At 59.4% G+C, this 16,722-nt stretch carries 12 protein-coding genes, 1 tRNA gene and 1 rRNA gene; 4 read left to right on the forward strand and 10 right to left on the reverse strand.

Annotated features, from left to right (window positions below; translation table 11 throughout):
* Positions 1-77: 77 nt before the first annotated feature.
* Together C3F38_RS02055 and C3F38_RS02060 are read right to left on the reverse strand one after the other, a co-directional pair.
* A tRNA-Glu gene (locus C3F38_RS02055) sits at positions 78-153 on the reverse strand.
* 140 nt (positions 154-293) lie between these two features.
* Positions 294-1,835: ribosomal RNA gene (locus tag C3F38_RS02060) — 16S ribosomal RNA — on the reverse strand.
* 483 nt (positions 1,836-2,318) lie between these two features.
* Here C3F38_RS02060 and C3F38_RS02065 point away from each other — a divergent pair.
* Both C3F38_RS02065 and mdtD read left to right on the forward strand, forming a co-directional pair.
* A complete protein-coding gene (locus tag C3F38_RS02065) occupies positions 2,319-3,008 on the forward strand; it encodes a FadR/GntR family transcriptional regulator (protein ID WP_033636503.1) in 690 nt (229 codons plus the stop codon).
* Positions 3,009-3,075: 67 nt separating this feature from the next.
* Positions 3,076-4,491, forward strand: coding sequence for a multidrug transporter subunit MdtD (gene mdtD, locus C3F38_RS02070; RefSeq protein ID WP_015379462.1), 1,416 nt, complete (start codon positions 3,076-3,078; stop codon positions 4,489-4,491).
* On the opposite strand, the gene rbsR is transcribed toward mdtD, so the two are convergent.
* From rbsR to kup, 7 genes are all read right to left on the reverse strand, one after another.
* Positions 4,488-5,489 (reverse strand): ribose operon transcriptional repressor RbsR, encoded by a 1,002-nt coding sequence (rbsR, locus tag C3F38_RS02075; RefSeq protein ID WP_038876052.1) that lies wholly within the window; start codon positions 5,487-5,489, stop codon positions 4,488-4,490. The two genes, mdtD and rbsR, sit on opposite strands and share 4 nt — an antisense overlap.
* 4 nt (positions 5,490-5,493) lie before the next feature.
* Positions 5,494-6,420 (reverse strand): ribokinase, encoded by a 927-nt coding sequence (gene rbsK, locus C3F38_RS02080; RefSeq protein ID WP_047729590.1) that lies wholly within the window; start codon positions 6,418-6,420, stop codon positions 5,494-5,496.
* Positions 6,421-6,481: 61 nt separating this feature from the next.
* The gene (gene rbsB / locus C3F38_RS02085) at positions 6,482-7,369 is read right to left on the reverse strand and encodes a ribose ABC transporter substrate-binding protein RbsB (protein ID WP_025160300.1); all 888 of its coding nucleotides are present in this window, start codon (positions 7,367-7,369) and stop codon (positions 6,482-6,484) included.
* 24 nt (positions 7,370-7,393) lie between these two features.
* Positions 7,394-8,362 (reverse strand): ribose ABC transporter permease, encoded by a 969-nt coding sequence (rbsC, locus tag C3F38_RS02090; RefSeq protein WP_019455467.1) that lies wholly within the window; start codon positions 8,360-8,362, stop codon positions 7,394-7,396.
* A 6-nt stretch (positions 8,363-8,368) separates the two neighbouring features.
* Positions 8,369-9,874, reverse strand: coding sequence for a ribose ABC transporter ATP-binding protein RbsA (gene rbsA, locus C3F38_RS02095; protein ID WP_038876049.1), 1,506 nt, complete (start codon positions 9,872-9,874; stop codon positions 8,369-8,371).
* Between the two features lie 7 nt (positions 9,875-9,881).
* Positions 9,882-10,301, reverse strand: coding sequence for a D-ribose pyranase (rbsD, locus tag C3F38_RS02100; protein ID WP_038876048.1), 420 nt, complete (start codon positions 10,299-10,301; stop codon positions 9,882-9,884).
* A gap of 171 nt (positions 10,302-10,472) precedes the next feature.
* Entirely contained in the window at positions 10,473-12,341 is a 1,869-nt protein-coding gene (gene kup, locus C3F38_RS02105) for a low affinity potassium transporter Kup (protein WP_038876047.1), read from the reverse strand.
* Positions 12,342-12,624: 283 nt separating this feature from the next.
* Here kup and ravA point away from each other — a divergent pair, with 283 nt between their 5' ends.
* Both ravA and viaA read left to right on the forward strand, forming a co-directional pair.
* Entirely contained in the window at positions 12,625-14,133 is a 1,509-nt protein-coding gene (ravA, locus tag C3F38_RS02110; protein WP_048232264.1) for an ATPase RavA, read from the forward strand.
* A 2-nt stretch (positions 14,134-14,135) separates the two neighbouring features.
* Positions 14,136-15,599 (forward strand): ATPase RavA stimulator ViaA, encoded by a 1,464-nt coding sequence (gene viaA, locus C3F38_RS02115; protein ID WP_049200559.1) that lies wholly within the window; start codon positions 14,136-14,138, stop codon positions 15,597-15,599.
* A gap of 4 nt (positions 15,600-15,603) precedes the next feature.
* Here viaA and asnA read toward each other — a convergent pair whose 3' ends face one another.
* Complete coding sequence (gene asnA / locus C3F38_RS02120; protein WP_055317700.1) at positions 15,604-16,596, reverse strand: aspartate--ammonia ligase; 993 nt, start codon at positions 16,594-16,596, stop codon at positions 15,604-15,606.
* Positions 16,597-16,722 lie beyond the last annotated feature (126 nt).

Here is a 16,722-nt window from a genome sequence, read left to right on the forward strand (position 1 = left end):
ACATGACTCGCAAGTCATCTTTAAGATTTTTTCGGCCTGTCGTGACCGGTGATAATGTCTTTCACTCATTATCGGAATGGCGTCCCCAAGGGGATTCGAACCCCTGTTACAGCCGTGAAAGGGCAGTGTCCTAGGCCTCTAGACGATGGGGACACGAAAATCCGATTAAACTGAATAACTTAATCGGTTCGTATCAGCATGAGTAACTCATGGCATCAACAGGTAGCGCTTTGCTCGTTACTTTTTCATCAGACAATCTGTGTGAGCACGCCACTCGAACTAATATCTTTAGGTAAGGAGGTGATCCAACCGCAGGTTCCCCTACGGTTACCTTGTTACGACTTCACCCCAGTCATGAATCACAAAGTGGTAAGCGCCCTCCCGAAGGTTAAGCTACCTACTTCTTTTGCAACCCACTCCCATGGTGTGACGGGCGGTGTGTACAAGGCCCGGGAACGTATTCACCGTAGCATTCTGATCTACGATTACTAGCGATTCCGACTTCATGGAGTCGAGTTGCAGACTCCAATCCGGACTACGACATACTTTATGAGGTCCGCTTGCTCTCGCGAGGTCGCTTCTCTTTGTATATGCCATTGTAGCACGTGTGTAGCCCTACTCGTAAGGGCCATGATGACTTGACGTCATCCCCACCTTCCTCCAGTTTATCACTGGCAGTCTCCTTTGAGTTCCCGGCCGAACCGCTGGCAACAAAGGATAAGGGTTGCGCTCGTTGCGGGACTTAACCCAACATTTCACAACACGAGCTGACGACAGCCATGCAGCACCTGTCTCAGAGTTCCCGAAGGCACCAAAGCATCTCTGCTAAGTTCTCTGGATGTCAAGAGTAGGTAAGGTTCTTCGCGTTGCATCGAATTAAACCACATGCTCCACCGCTTGTGCGGGCCCCCGTCAATTCATTTGAGTTTTAACCTTGCGGCCGTACTCCCCAGGCGGTCGATTTAACGCGTTAGCTCCGGAAGCCACGCCTCAAGGGCACAACCTCCAAATCGACATCGTTTACAGCGTGGACTACCAGGGTATCTAATCCTGTTTGCTCCCCACGCTTTCGCACCTGAGCGTCAGTCTTCGTCCAGGGGGCCGCCTTCGCCACCGGTATTCCTCCAGATCTCTACGCATTTCACCGCTACACCTGGAATTCTACCCCCCTCTACGAGACTCTAGCTTGCCAGTTTCAAATGCAGTTCCCAGGTTGAGCCCGGGGATTTCACATCTGACTTAACAAACCGCCTGCGTGCGCTTTACGCCCAGTAATTCCGATTAACGCTTGCACCCTCCGTATTACCGCGGCTGCTGGCACGGAGTTAGCCGGTGCTTCTTCTGCGAGTAACGTCAATTGGTGAACGTATTAAGTTCACCACCTTCCTCCTCGCTGAAAGTGCTTTACAACCCGAAGGCCTTCTTCACACACGCGGCATGGCTGCATCAGGCTTGCGCCCATTGTGCAATATTCCCCACTGCTGCCTCCCGTAGGAGTCTGGACCGTGTCTCAGTTCCAGTGTGGCTGGTCATCCTCTCAGACCAGCTAGGGATCGTCGCCTAGGTGAGCCATTACCCCACCTACTAGCTAATCCCATCTGGGCACATCTGATGGCAAGAGGCCCGAAGGTCCCCCTCTTTGGTCTTGCGACGTTATGCGGTATTAGCTACCGTTTCCAGTAGTTATCCCCCTCCATCAGGCAGTTTCCCAGACATTACTCACCCGTCCGCCGCTCGTCACCCAGGGAGCAAGCTCCCCTGTGCTACCGCTCGACTTGCATGTGTTAAGCCTGCCGCCAGCGTTCAATCTGAGCCATGATCAAACTCTTCAATTAAAAGCTTGATTTGCTTCCACTCGAGAAGCGATGCTCAAAGATTTACTGCATGAATTTTACTTCAGTTAGTCACTCTTCAAGACTTGATATTTTTTTGCATCCGAAGATGCTGGATATCGTCTTGTGGAGTGCCCACACAGATTGTCTGATAAATTGTTAAAGAGCAGTGAGTTAGGCGCTTTCGCTTGCTAACTCGAGGTGGCGTATACTACGCTTTTCACCCAGAGAGTCAAGCGTTTATTTCGCTTTCCTCTCGCTGACCCGGCGGCTTGTCAGTCGTTGTTCCCGGTCAGTGGAGGCGCATTATAGGGAGTTCTCGGCGGGCCGCAACCCCTAAATGCAAAAAACTTTTCAAGCGCGCTTTTTTTCAACAAAAGGGCGAAAAAGCGACGAATTTATGTCACTTTTTCCGGCAAACAGCCATAAAAGCTGGCGATCACTGGAGTAAAATAGAAATAACGATGTCAGTAAGGACCCGCAGCCATGCCGCTAAATGCACAACAACAGGCCGCCCAACGCAATCTTTCTTATCTGCTCGCAGAGAAACTCGGCCAACAAATTCTGGCGGGCGATTATCAGGCCGGCAGCATCCTGCCCGGTGAAATGGAACTGGGTGAGCAATTCGGCGTCAGCCGCACCGCAGTACGCGAAGCGGTAAAGATGTTAGCCGCCAAAGGCATGTTGTTGCCGCGCCCGCGCATCGGCACCCGCGTAATGCCGCAAAGCCAATGGAATTTTCTCGATCAGGATTTACTGACCTGGTGGATGACGCGGGAAAACTTCGATCAGGTGATGCAACACTTCCTTATCCTGCGCACCTCTCTGGAGCCGCAGGCCTGCGCGTTGGCGGCAAACCACGCCAGCCCGCAGCAAACCAAGCTGCTGGCGGAGCTGATGGCGGAAATGCGCGCGCTGCATACCCAGTTTGATCGCGAGCGTTGGATCCAGGTCGATACCCAATTCCACCAGCTCATCTACGAGGCCAGCGGCAACCCGTTCCTGACCTCGTTCGCCAACCTATTCAGTTCGGTGTACCAAAGCTACTTCCGCGCCATCACCGGCAATGAAGTGATCAAGCTGCGCCATCATCAGGCTATCGTCGATGCGATACTCGCCGGGGACAGCGCCGGCGCGCTCGTCGCCTGCCAGGTACTGCTGAAAGAGAAAGACTAGACACGCTCCCCGCTTATATATAGAAGAAAGAGACGAGGGACAGACGACCATTTAACCAGGACCGACCATGACCCAATCCGCGCGCAGTATGGCAGGACTACCGTGGATCGCCGCAATGGCGTTCTTTATGCAGGCGCTGGACGCCACTATCCTTAACACCGCGCTGCCGGCTATCGCCCAAAGCCTGGGGCGTTCACCGCTGGCGATGCAATCGGCCGTCATCAGCTACACGCTGACGGTGGCGATGCTGATCCCGGTCAGCGGCTGGCTGGCGGACCGCTTCGGCACCCGCCGCGTGTTCATCTTCGCCGTGACGTTATTCACCCTTGGCTCGCTGCTGTGCGCCCTGTCCCCTACGTTGAGCGTGCTGGTCGCCTCTCGCGTGCTGCAAGGCATCGGCGGCGCGATGATGATGCCGGTTGCACGGTTGGCGCTGCTGCGCGCCTACCCGCGCAGCGAACTGCTGCCGGTGCTGAACTTCGTCACCATGCCCGGCCTGGTCGGGCCGATTCTCGGGCCGCTGCTGGGCGGCTGGCTGGTCACCTACGCCACCTGGCACTGGATTTTCCTGATCAATATCCCTATCGGCCTGCTCGGCATCTTCTATGCGCGCAAGTACATGCCGGACTTCACCACGCCCAAGCGCCGCTTCGATTTCCTTGGCTTCATGCTGTTCGGCCTGAGCCTGGTGCTGATCTCTACCGGGCTTGAGCTGTTTGGCGAGCGGGTGCTGGCGAGCTACGTTTCGCTGGGTATTCTGCTCAGCGGCTTCGTGATGCTGTTCGGCTATATCGCGCACGCACGCCGCCATCCTCAGCCGCTGATCGGTCTCGACCTGTTCAAAACCCGCACCTTCTCGGTCGGTATCGCCGGCAACGTCGCCTCGAGGCTGGGAACTGGCTGCGTGCCGTTTTTAATGCCGCTCATGCTGCAGGTGGGATTCGGCTATACGGCGATCGTCGCCGGCTGCATGATGGCGCCGACCGCCATCGGCTCGCTGATGGCGAAATCCACCGTCACTCAGGTGCTGCGCTGGTTCGGCTACCGTAAAACGCTGGTCGGCATCACCGTTATCATCGGGGTACTGATCGCCCAGTTCGCCCTGCAAAGCCCGGGCATGCCGCTGTGGCTGATGATCCTGCCGCTGTTCGTGCTGGGCATGGCGATGTCCACCCAGTTCACCGCCATGAACACCATCAGCCTGGCGGATTTGAACGACGCCAACGCCAGCGCCGGCAACAGCGTCCTGGCGGTCACCCAGCAGCTGTCCATCAGCTTCGGCGTGGCAATCAGCGCAGCGGTGCTGCGTTTTTACGAATCCCTGTCGTTAGGCACCATGATCGACCACTTCCACTACACCTTTATCACCATGGGGATCGTCACCGTGGCGTCGGCGCTGGTGTTTATGTTGCTGAGAAGGAAGGATGGCCGCAATTTGATCAGCGGCCAGGAAAGCAAGAAAGAAGCGAAGGCGGCGAGTTAACGGCGGCCCACCGAGGCGCGCTCCACCAGCTCGGGCGTCAGCACCAGCACCTGGGGCGCACGCTCCGGGTTTTGCAGGCGGTTGATCAGTGCATCGATCGCCAGTTCGCCCAGCGAATCCTTCGGCTGATGAATGGTGCTCAGCGGCGGCGCCAGATAACGCGCCAACTCAATGTCATCGTAGCCCATCACCGCCATATCCTGCGGCACGGAAAGCCCGGCCTGATACAGCGCCTGATAAACGCCCACCGCCACCGCGTCGTTACCGGCGAACACCGCATGCGGCGGCTCGTCCAGCGTCAGCAGTTGGCGCATGGCGTTCACGCCGCCCTCAAACTCAAAGTCGCAATGCACTTCATACCCTGGCGGAACCGGCAGTCCGGCGCGCCGCATCGCGTTGCGATAGCCTTCCAGTCGGTGACGAGCGGTGGTTTTATCCTGCGGGCCGGCGATGCAGGCGATCTTGCGGTAGCCGCAGGCGATCAGATGATCGGTCGCCATCTCGCCGCCCAGCAGCGAGTTATCCTGAATAATGTCGTTGGCGCCCTCGAACGGCGCCCAGTCCATCATGACGATCGGCAGTGACGGGTAGCGGCTCAGGGCATCTTGCGATGGCCGGTGGTTTTCGGTGCACATCAGCAGCAAACCGTCGACGCGCTTTTGCAACAGCGTCTCCATGCTGCGGTTCATGCGCGCGGCGTCTTCTTCGGTGTTGCACAGGATCAGGCTGTAGCCGCGTTCATAGCAGCTGCGCTCCACGCCGCGCACCACTTCGGCATAAAACGGGTTGTTACTGGCGGTCACCAGCATGCCGATGGTGCGCGTCTGATTGAGCTTCAGGCTGCGCGCCAGCGCGGAAGGCGCATAGTTCAGCTGTTCCACGGCCGCCATGACCTTGTCGCGCACGCTGTCGCTGACAAAGCGATTGTTGTTGACCACATGCGAAACGGTAGAGGTTGAAACGCCCGCCAGGCGGGCGACATCTTTCATGGTGGCCAAAGGATCACCCCTGCTGCTGCAAGAAGGCGTCGATCTCTTCACGCCACGGCACCGAAGGCTGCGCGCCAGGGCGGGTCACGGCGATAGCCGCCGCGGCATGGGCGAAACGCACCGCGTCGGCCATGATCTTGCCTTCCAACAGGGCAGTGACCAGCGCACCGTTAAAGGTATCGCCGGCGGCGATGGTATCCACCGCTTGCACCTTGAAGCCGGGCACCAGTTTGCCGTTGCCGTTTTCGCTCAGCCACACGCCGCGGCTGCCAAGGGTGATGATCACCGTCGCGATACCCTTGTCGTGCAGCGCCTGCGCCGCGCGCGCCGCATCGGCGTCGTTGTCCACGGCGATGCCGGTCAGGCGCTGGGCTTCAGTTTCATTCGGGGTGATCATATCGATCATGCCCAGCAGCTCGTCCGGCAGCTCACGCGCCGGGGCCGGGTTGAGGATCACCTGCGTGTGATACTGCTTCGCCAAGCGGGCGGCAGCGATCACCGTCTCCAGCGGCGACTCCAACTGCATCAGCAAAGCGTCGGCATCGATCACTTTTTGTTGGTAGCGCGCCAGGTAATCCGGCGTCACTGCGGCGTTGGCGCCGGCATCGATGCCGATCACGTTCTCGCCTTCGGCGTTGACGAAGATCAGCGCCACGCCGGTGGTGCTGTCGGCGATGGCTTCAATCGGTTGGGTATCAATGCGATCGCTCGCCAGCTGCCGGCGGACACGTTCGCCGATGTCGTCGGCGCCCACGCAGGCGATAAAGGCGATCTCCGCCCCGCTGCGCCCGGCCGCTACCGCCTGATTCGCGCCCTTGCCGCCAAACGCCACCTTATACTGTTTCCCGATCACCGTTTCGCCCGGGTGGGGGAACTGTTCAATATTGAGTATATGGTCGGCATTGATGCTGCCAAGAACCACCAGCTTACCTGTTTCCATCGCATTGATTCCTGAATTGCGCGCCATCGTAAACGCCCCGTTCCGATGGCGCTGGTATGACTTACTGAGTGACCAGTTTCAAATCGACCGGAATGGTCGCCGGCACTTTTTCGCCTTTCAGCACTTTATCGGCGGTTTCCACACCGATCACGCCGATCTGATCGGGACGCTGCGCCACGGTCGCCGCCAGCTTGCCGCCTTCGACCGCTTTCACGCCGTCGGCGGTGCCGTCGAAGCCTACCACGATCACGTCGGTTTTACCGGCGGTTTGCAGCGCGCGCAGCGCACCCAGCGCCATTTCATCGTTCTGAGCGAACACCGCCTGCACATCCGGGTGCGCGGTCAGCAGGTTCTGCATCACGTTCAGGCCCTTGGTGCGATCAAAGTCGGCCGGCTGGCTGGCCAACAGTTTGAATTTATTCTGATCCAGCGACTGTTTGAAGCCTTCACCGCGTTCACGCGCGGCAGAAGTGCCGGCGATGCCTTCCAGCTGAATCACCTTGGCATCGGCACCCACTTTCTTGGCGATGAAGTCGCCGGCCATTTTGCCACCCACGCGGTTATCCGAAGCGATGTGGCTCACCACGTCACCCTTGCTCGCCACGCGGTCCAGCGTAATGACCGGGATCTTAGCCTGGTTGGCCATCTTGATAGCGTTGCCTACCGCATCGGAGTCGGTCGGGTTGATCAGCAGCAGCTTGGGCGCGCGCACCATCAGATCCTGCACGTTGGCCAGCTCTTTCGCCGGGTTGTTCTGGGAATCCAGCACCACCAGGTTGTAGCCCAGCTTGTTGGCCTCTTGCTGCGCACCGTCCTTCATCGAGACGAAGAACGGGTTGTTGAGGGTGGACACCACCAGCGCGATGGTGTCTTTGGCCATGGCATTGGCGCTCAGGGTGGCGCTCAGCGCGATGGCGGAAGCTAAGGTTGCCAGTTTTTTCATTTTCATCATCGTGATTCCTGTAGGGGGAGGTTACTTGTTGCTTTTGTTATCTACCAGAACCGCCAGCAGTATCACCACTGCCTTCACGATCATTTGGTAGTAGGAAGAAACACCCAGTAAATTCAGGCCGTTGTTCAGGAAGCCGAGGATCAGCGCCCCGATCAGCGTGCCAACGATGCGGCCCTTGCCGCCGGCCAGGCTGGTACCGCCCAGCACCACGGCGGCGATGGCGTCCAGCTCATAGCCGGTGCCGGCGGTCGGCTGCGCCGACGACAGGCGCGCCACTTCAATCACCCCGGCCAGCGCCGCCAGCAGGCCACACAGCGAGTAAACGATAATCTTCACTTTATCGACGCTGATGCCGGAGAGGCGGGTCGCCGCTTCGTTGCCGCCCAGGGCATAAATATAGCGGCCCAGGCGCGTATGATGCAGCATATACCAGGCGGCGATGAACACGATCGCCATGATCCAGATCGGCGTAGGCACGCCCAGCGGGCGGCCGATGCCGAACCAGCCGAAGGTGTCGGCCACGTCGGTGAAACCGGTGTTGACCGGGCTGCCGTTGGTGTACACCATGGTGACGCCGCGCAGCAGCAGCATCATCACCAGCGTGGCGATAAAGGCCTGCACTTTGCCTTTGGCGACGATCACCCCGGTGCAGGCGCCAACCGCGGCGCCCAGCGCCAATGCCGCCGCCACCGCCACCAGCGCGTTGACCTCAAAGCCGACGATCGACGCCGCCACCGCGCCGGTCAGCGCCAGCAGCGATCCCACCGACAGATCGATGCCGGAGGTGAGGATCACCAGCGTCATCCCCACCGCCATGATGGCGTTCACCGAGGTCTGCTGCAGAATATTGAACAGGTTGTTCAGGGTGAAGAAGTTCGGGCTCATGGAAGAGACCACGGCGATCAGCACCAGCAGCGCAATCAACGACTTCTGCTCTAACAGCCACTCTTTACTGAACCAGCGCTTAGCTGCGATAGTCTGGGAACTCATATCTGATTACTCCTGCTTTACGCCGTATTGCTTGCCGACGGCTGCCGCCATCAACGCTTCCTGGGTGGCCTGTTCAATCGGGAACTCGCCGCTGAGATGCCCTTCGTGCATCACCAGAATGCGATCGCTCATGCCCATCACCTCCGGCATTTCCGAAGACACCAGAATGATGCTCAGCCCTTCCTGCTTGAACTGGTTGATTAACTGATAGATCTCTTTTTTAGCGCCGACGTCGACGCCGCGCGTCGGCTCATCGAGGATCAGTACCTTCGGCCGGGTCATCAGGCCGCGGGCGATCGCTACTTTTTGCTGATTGCCGCCGGAAAGCAGACCGATCGGCTGCTCCATCGACGGCGTTTTGATATTGAACAGTCGGATGAAATCCCCCACCGCCTGCCGCTCGTCGGCCTGTTTCAGGCTGCCGTCGGCGCGGCTGAAATAGCGCAGCGCGGTCAGCGACATGTTTTCCTTCACCGACATGCCCAGCACCAGGCCGTCGCGCTTGCGGTCTTCCGAGATATAGACGATGCCGTTCGCCAACCCGTCCTGCGGCGAATGGGTGACCACGTCGCGGCCATCCAGGCTGACGGTGCCGGCCTTGCGCGGGGCGGCGCCGTACAGGATTTTCATCAATTCGGTGCGCCCGGCGCCCATCAACCCGGCCACGCCGAGGATCTCGCCGCGATACAGCGTAAAGCTGACGTCTTCAACGCCGGGGCCGGAAAGGTGGCTGACGTCCAGCCGTTTTTCCCCGCGCGGCAAATCCAGGCGCGGGTACTGCTCTTCCAGCTTGCGGCCGACCATCATCTCAATCAGCGAATCTTCCTGCAGCTCGCTCACCGGCCGCTCGGCGATAAACTGCCCGTCGCGGAATACGGTCACGTCGTCGCAGATTTCAAAAATCTCTTTCAGGCGGTGCGAGATATACACGATGCCGCGCCCTTCGGCCTTCAGCTCGTTGATCACCTTGAACAGCGAGGCAGTTTCGGTGTCGGTCAGCGCATCGGTCGGTTCGTCCATGATGATCACTTTCGATTCGAAGCTCAGCACCTTGGCGATCTCCACCATCTGCTGATCGCCGATCGACAGCTCGCCCACCAGCCGGTGGCTGCTGTAGCGCAGATTGAGACGCGCCAACAAGCGATCGGCCTCGGCGTACATGCGCTTCCAGTCAATGCGGCCGAAACGGTTGACGAACTCGCGGCCGAGGAAGATGTTTTCCGCAATCGTCAGCTGCGGGATCAGGTTCAGCTCCTGATGGATAATGCCGATGCCCGCTTCCTGCGAGTCCTTAGGCCCGTTGAACGCCACCTCTTTACCGAGAAAATACTGGCTGCCGGCGTCTTTCTGATAGATGCCGGTCAGCACTTTCATCATGGTGGACTTCCCGGCGCCGTTTTCTCCCACCAGCGCCATCACCTTGCCGGGATAGACGCTGAGGGCAGCGCCGGAAAGCGCCTTCACGCCGGGAAAGGCTTTATCAATCCCTTTCAGTTGCAGTAAAGGTTGCATACGCGCCTCAGAAAGTTACGCCGGCGCACAGGATCACGTTCGCGTAAGGCGAACACTCCCCGCTGCGGATCACCGCCCGGCTGTGCCCGGTTTGTGCTTTAAACGCCTGATGGCTGATATAGCGCACGCTGATGGTATTACCCTGGCGTTGGCCCAGTGCGGTCAGTTCAGCCAACAGTGCCTCGTGGAGCGGCGGATTCTGTTTCACGATCTCTTCCGCCAGGATGGCGCTTTCTACCTGCATCTCTTGCGTGACCGCCGCGAACACCTGCAGGAAGGTCGGCACGCCCTGCGTCAGCGCCAGATCGATGCGCTGCGTTTCCGCCGGTATCGGCAGGCCCGCGTCGCACAGGGTGAGCTGGTCGGTATGCCCCAGCCGGGCAATCACGGCAGACACGTCGGAATTCAGTAATACGCCTTTTTTCATCTTCTCACTCCGCTAGCGAAACGTTTCGCTCTCTGAGGGAGTTTAAAAAAACGGCAGGGGAAGGCAACCGGGACAATGCAGAAGTGTGATCGTTATCGAAACGTTTCGTTCACGCGCGGACAAAGCACAAACAAAAGGGGCTCAGCCATGCTGAGCCCCTTATCAGGCGGGTTAGATCTCGACCTGCGTGCCGAGCTCGATGACCCGATTCGGCGGGATCTCAAACTGATCCGGCGCGCGCAGCGCATTGCGGCTCAGGGCGACGAACAGTTTACCGCGCAGGTAGAGGTACCACGGCCGCTTGGTGAGGATCAGCGATTCATGGGACATGAAGAACGAGGTCTCCGACATGCGGCACGGCAATCCTTCCAACCCGCAGCGGTGGAACACCTCCTCGACGTTCGGCGTTTCGCGCCAGCCGTAGCTTGCGACCACCCGCCAGAAGGTCGGCGACAGCTGTTCGATGGTCACCCGACGCACGTTGTGCACGTAAGGCGCATCCTCGGTGCGCAGCGTCAGCAGCACCACGCGCTCATGCAGCACCTTGTTGTGCTTCAGGTTGTGCAGCAGCGCAAAAGGAATGACGTTGGTGGCGCGCGACATGAACACCGCGGTACCCGGCACCCGCACCGGCGGCGATTTCTCCAGCGAGGCAATCATCGCCTCCAGCGAGTTGCCGTGCTCATGCAGGCGGCGCAGCAGGCGGAAGCGCTCGCTCTTCCAGGTGGTCATAATGATGAACATCACCAGCGCCAAGGTCAGCGGCAACCAGCCGCCGGAGAACAGCTTCAGGGCGTTGGCGGAGAACATCGGCACGTCGATGATCAGCAAGATGGTCACGATGCCGATCGCCAGGAAGCGATTCCAGTGCCAGTTGTTGATCGCCACCGAGGTGACCAGAATGCTGGTCAGCACCATGGTGCCGGTGACGGCGATGCCGTACGCCGCCGCCAGATTGCTGGAGTGTTCGAAGCCGATGATCACCAGCACCACCGAGATGTACAGCGTCCAGTTGATCACCGGAATATAGATCTGGCCGGATTCCATTTCCGAGGTGTGAATGATGCGCATCGGCGACAGATAGCCAAGACGCACCGCCTGACGGGTCAGCGAGAAGACGCCGGAAATTACCGCCTGCGAGGCGATAACCGTCGCCAGGGTCGCCAGAATCAACAGCGGGATCAGCGCCCAGTCGGGCGCCAACAGGAAGAACGGGTTTTTGATCGCCTCCGGGTTTTTCAGCAGCAGCGCGCCCTGGCCGAAGTAGTTGAGCACCAGCGATGGCAACACCACGGTGAACCAGGCCAGGCGAATCGGGAACTTGCCGAAGTGCCCCATATCGGCATACAGCGCCTCGACGCCGGTGATCGACAGCACCACCGCCCCCAGCGCGAAGAACGACACCTTCTTATATTCCATGAAGAAGTTGAGCGCCCATTTGGGGTTCAGCGCCTGCAGCACTTCCGGATTCGAAATGATGCTGCGTGCGCCCAGCACCGCCAACACGATGAACCACAGCAGCATCACCGGAGCGAACAGCTTGCCGACGCTGCCGGTACCGTGCTTTTGAATGGCGAACAGCAGCGTCAGCACCAGAATGGAGAGCGGCACGATATAGGCGTCAAGCGCAGGCGCGGCGATTTCCAGCCCCTCGATCGCCGACATCACCGAGATAGCCGGGGTGATCACCACCTCGCCATAGAAGAAGCTGCCGCCGATCAGGCCCAGTATCACCAGCACCGCGGTAGTGCGCGCCGAGGTGTTGCGCCCGGCCAGCGACATCAGCGTCAGAATACCGCCCTCGCCGGCGTTGTCCGCGCGCATCACGTAGGTGAGATATTTGAGGGAAACGATCACGATCAGCATCCAGAAAATCAGCGACAGGAAGCCGAAAACCACGTCAGGACGAACATCGAAGCCGTAATGGCCGGAGAAACACTCTCTCAGCGTATAGAGAGGGCTGGTGCCGATATCACCGTAGACCACGCCGATGGCCGCCAGGGTTACCGCCGATAAGGACTGCTTATGCTCTGCGCTCATAATTCGTTTCTTTATCAGAACATCCGTTAGCGATGCATCCGCATCAGGCAAAATACGGGCTCAAAGATCCGTCACGCCCACCAGAAAGCCGCACAGTATGCACCATTTATACGGCTTGCCTACCCTTATATCAGAGCCGAAAAATAAACAAAATGTGAACCGGATATCCGGCACAACTTAGAAAAATATTACTAATCAATAAGCTATACCACTAAAAATAATGGTGGTTTATCATCGGATTATCGACCAAGATTGGCTAACTCTCGGACAATGCGACAATTATATGACGCCATCATCCCTTCTGGCAGAACGAATTTCCCGCCTCAGCAGCGCGCTGGAGAGCGGTCTTTATGAGCGGCAAGAAGCGATCCGCCTGTGCCTGTTGGCGGCGCTGAGCGGCGAAAGCGTATTCCTGCTCGGCCCGCCCGGCATCGCCAAGAGCCTGATCGCGCGCCGGCTGAAGTTTGCCTTCCGCAACGCCCGCTCCTTTGAATACCTGATGACGCGATTTTCCACGCCGGAAGAGGTCTTCGGCCCGCTCTCTATTCAGGCGCTGAAAGATGAAGGGCGTTATCAGCGCCTGACCGCCGGCTATCTGCCGGAAGCGGAGATCGTGTTTCTGGACGAAATCTGGAAGGCCGGCCCGGCGATCCTCAACACCCTGCTGACGGCGATCAACGAACGGCGCTTTCGCAACGGCAACAGCGAAGAACCGATCCCGCTGCGCCTGCTGGTCACCGCCTCCAACGAACTGCCCGAAGCGGACAACAGCCTCGAAGCCTTATATGACCGCATGCTGATCCGCCTGTGGCTGGACAAGGTGCAGGATAAACAGAATTTCCGCTCGCTGCTGGTCAACCGCCAGAACGAGAGCCAAAACCCGGTGCCGGCGGCGCTGAGCGTCAGCGACGAAGAGTTTCTGCAGTGGCAACCGCAGATCGACAAGGTGGCGCTGCCGGAAGCCTGCTTTGAGCTGATTTTCCAGCTGCGTCAGCGGCTGGACGCGCTGGAACAGGCGCCGTACGTCTCCGACCGACGCTGGAAAAAGGCCCTGCGCCTGCTGCAGGCCTGCGCCTTCTTCAGCGGGCGCGACGCCATCGCCCCGCTCGACCTGATGCTGCTGAAAGACTGCCTGTGGCACGATCTCACCTCGCTGAAGCTGCTGCAACAGCAGATCGATCAGCTGCTGACCGAATCGGCCTATCAGCAGCAGTCGATGTTGATCCAGTTGCAACAAATCCATACCCGCTGGCTGCAGGATCAGCAACAACAAAGCGATCGGCAGGCCATCAGCCTGGTGAAAAAGGGCGGCATGTTCAGCCGCAAACCGCAATACGCACCGGCCACGCCGTTCGCCGGCGGCACTCTCACTCTGCTGCTGCAAAAACCGCTGCAGCTGCATGACATTCAGGTCAACCATCTGAGCATCGAGAGCAGCGTGCTGGATAACTGGCTGCAAAAAGGCGGCGACGTGCGCGCCAAGCTGAACGGCATCGGCTTCGCGCAGCCGATCGATTTGGAGGTCGACGACCAACTGCACCTGACGGTGCTGGACGTCAGCCGCCAGCCTTCGCTGCTGGCGCTGCCGGGCAAACAGGCCACCGCCACGCCGCAGGCGCTGCTGGATGAAATGGACGCGTTGGCCCAGCGCCTGGCGGAACAGCGCCGCGCCTTCAGCCAGCATCAGCCCTGTCTGTTCACCCCCGCCGCCGGCCTGGCCAAGATCGAAGCCAGTCTGCTGCAGGTGGCAGAGCAGGTTAAACAGCAACTGCAGCAAATGCGCGGCCAGTAACCATGCTCAGTCTGGAGACGCTCGATCTGCTGCTGGCGATCACCGAAGGCGAGATGATCGAGGAGATGATCGTCGGCATGCTGGCGGCGCCGCAGCTGTCGGTGTTCTTTAAAAAGTTTCCGGCCATTCGCCGGGCGCTGGATCGCGATCTGCCACGCTGGAAACTGCAGCTCAAGGAGCGTCTGCAGGAGGCCATGGTGCCGCCGGCGCTGGCGCAGGAATTTTACCGCTACCAACAGTGCCAGCTGGAGAACAACACCCAGTTCTATCACAACCTCAACGACACGATGGAGCTGCTGCGCCAGCTGGTCTCGCCGTTTTATGAACAGGCGCGCGCGCTGGTGGACGCTGCCGATCTGCCCAACCATCCGCTGGACGACAGCTTTCAAACCCTGTTCCTGCAGCGCTGGCGCATCAGCCTGACGCTGCAGGCCACCATGCTGCACCACCAGCTGCTGGAACAAGAGCGCGAGCAGCTGATGGCGGAACTGCAGGAGCGCCTGGCGCTGAGCGGCGCGCTGGAGCCGCTGCTGTCGGAAAACGACACCGCCGCCGGCAGGCTGTGGGACATGAGCAAAGGCCAGCTGCAGCGCGGCGATTACCAACGGCTGGTGGAGTACGGCAACTTTTTGCAGCAGCAGCCGGAGCTGAAAAAGCTGGCGCAGCAGCTGGGCCGCAGCTATCAGGCCAAGGCAGTGCAGCAACAGGACGCGCAGCCCGAACCGTTCAGGGTCATGGTACAGGTGCCGGCCACGCTGCCGGAAGAAGTGAGCGGCATTCATCAAAGCGACGACATCCTGCGCCTGCTGCCGCCGGAGCTGGCGACGCTGGGGATTGAAGAGCTGGAGTTCGAGTTTTATCGCCGCCTGCTGGAAAAGCGGCTGCTGAGCTACCGCCTGCAGGGCGACGTCTGGCAGGAACAGATCCTGATCCGCCAGGTCACCCATCAGCAGCAGGATCAACAGCCGCGCGGGCCGTTTATCGTCTGCGTGGACACCTCAGGATCGATGGGCGGTTTCAACGAACAGTGCGCCAAGGCGTTCTGCCTGGCGCTGCTGCGCATTGCGCTGGCGGACAACCGCCGCTGCTACATCATGCTGTTCGCCAACCAGATCGTGCATTACGAACTCACCGCCGCCAGCGGCATCGAACAGGCGGTGCGCTTTCTCGGCCAGCAGTTTCGCGGCGGCACCGATCTGGCGGCCTGCCTGAACGCCACCGTCACCAAAATGGCGGAAAGCGGCTGGTTCGACGCCGATGCGGTGATCATTTCCGATTTTATCGCCCAGCGGTTGCCGGAGGAGGTAATAAAGAAGGTGAAACAGCAGCAGCAAAGCCACCAGCAGCGTTTCCATGCGGTGGCGATGTCCGCCTACGGCAAACCCGGCATCATGCGCATCTTCGATCATATCTGGCGCTTCGATACCGGGCTGAAAAGCCGTTTGATGCGCCGCTGGCGGCGCTAGGCGGTTAGAGCAGGCCTTCGACCGCCCCGCGCACTTCCGGCGACCACACGCCGCACTGCACCTGGCCGATATGCGACAGTTGCAACAGTAGCATCACCAAACGCGACTGGCCGATGCCGCCGCCGATGGTCTGCGGCATATCGCCGCGCAACAGCGACTGGTGCCACTCCAGCTTCATGCGCTCTTCATCGCCGGTCAGGGCCAGCTGATGTTTCAGCGCGGCGGCGTCGACGCGGATGCCCATAGAGGACAGCTCGAAAACATCCTGCAGCACCGGGTTCCACACCACGATGTCGCCGTTCAGGCCCGCCAGGCCATCCGCCGCCGGCGTGGTCCAGTCATCATAATCAGGCGCCCGCACATCGTGCGATTTGCCGTGCGACAGCTTGCCGCCGATGCCGATCAGGAATACCGCGCCCAGCTCTTTGGCGATCGCCCGCTCGCGCCCTTTGGCGTCCAGATCCGGGTAGCGCTGCAGCAGGGTTTCGCTGTGCACAAAGTGGATCTGTTCCGGCAGGAACGGAGTCAGACCATGCTCGCGGCTGACTTCCGCCTCTGTCGCCTTGATGGCGGCGTAAATGCTGCGCACGGTGCTTTTCAGGTAGTCCAGGCTGCGCTCACCGTCGCCCATCACCCGCTCCCAGTCCCACTGATCGACGTACACCGAGTGGATAGGCGTCAGGCGATCTTCATCCGGGCGCAGCGCCTTCATATGGGTGTACAGGCCTTCGCCGGCGCCGAAATCGTAGCTACCCAGGGTTTTGCGTTTCCATTTCGCCAGTGAATGCACCACTTCGAAGGTGGCGTCCGGCAGGGTTTTGACCTTAACCTGCACCGCTTTCTCGCTGCCGGAGAGGTTATCCTGCGTGCCATCGCCCAAACGGCTGAGGATCGGGGCCTGCACTTCGATCAGACCGAGCTGTTGCTCCAGCTGGCGGGAGAAGAAGGATTTGACCTGGCTGATTTGTTGTTGTTTTTGGATAAACTGTTTTTTCATTGCCGTATCTCTTGTAAACCTGTCTCTGTTGCCATCGATTAAGCAACAAAATGATACGCCAATTCAATATCCACTAATCAATATTGCCTTTTCACTTTTAATCGTTCATTTTTACCCGGACAGAAT

It is taken from the genome of Serratia sp. SSNIH1, assembly GCF_002935055.1.
Taxonomy (GTDB): Bacteria; Pseudomonadota; Gammaproteobacteria; order Enterobacterales; family Enterobacteriaceae; genus Serratia; species Serratia nevei.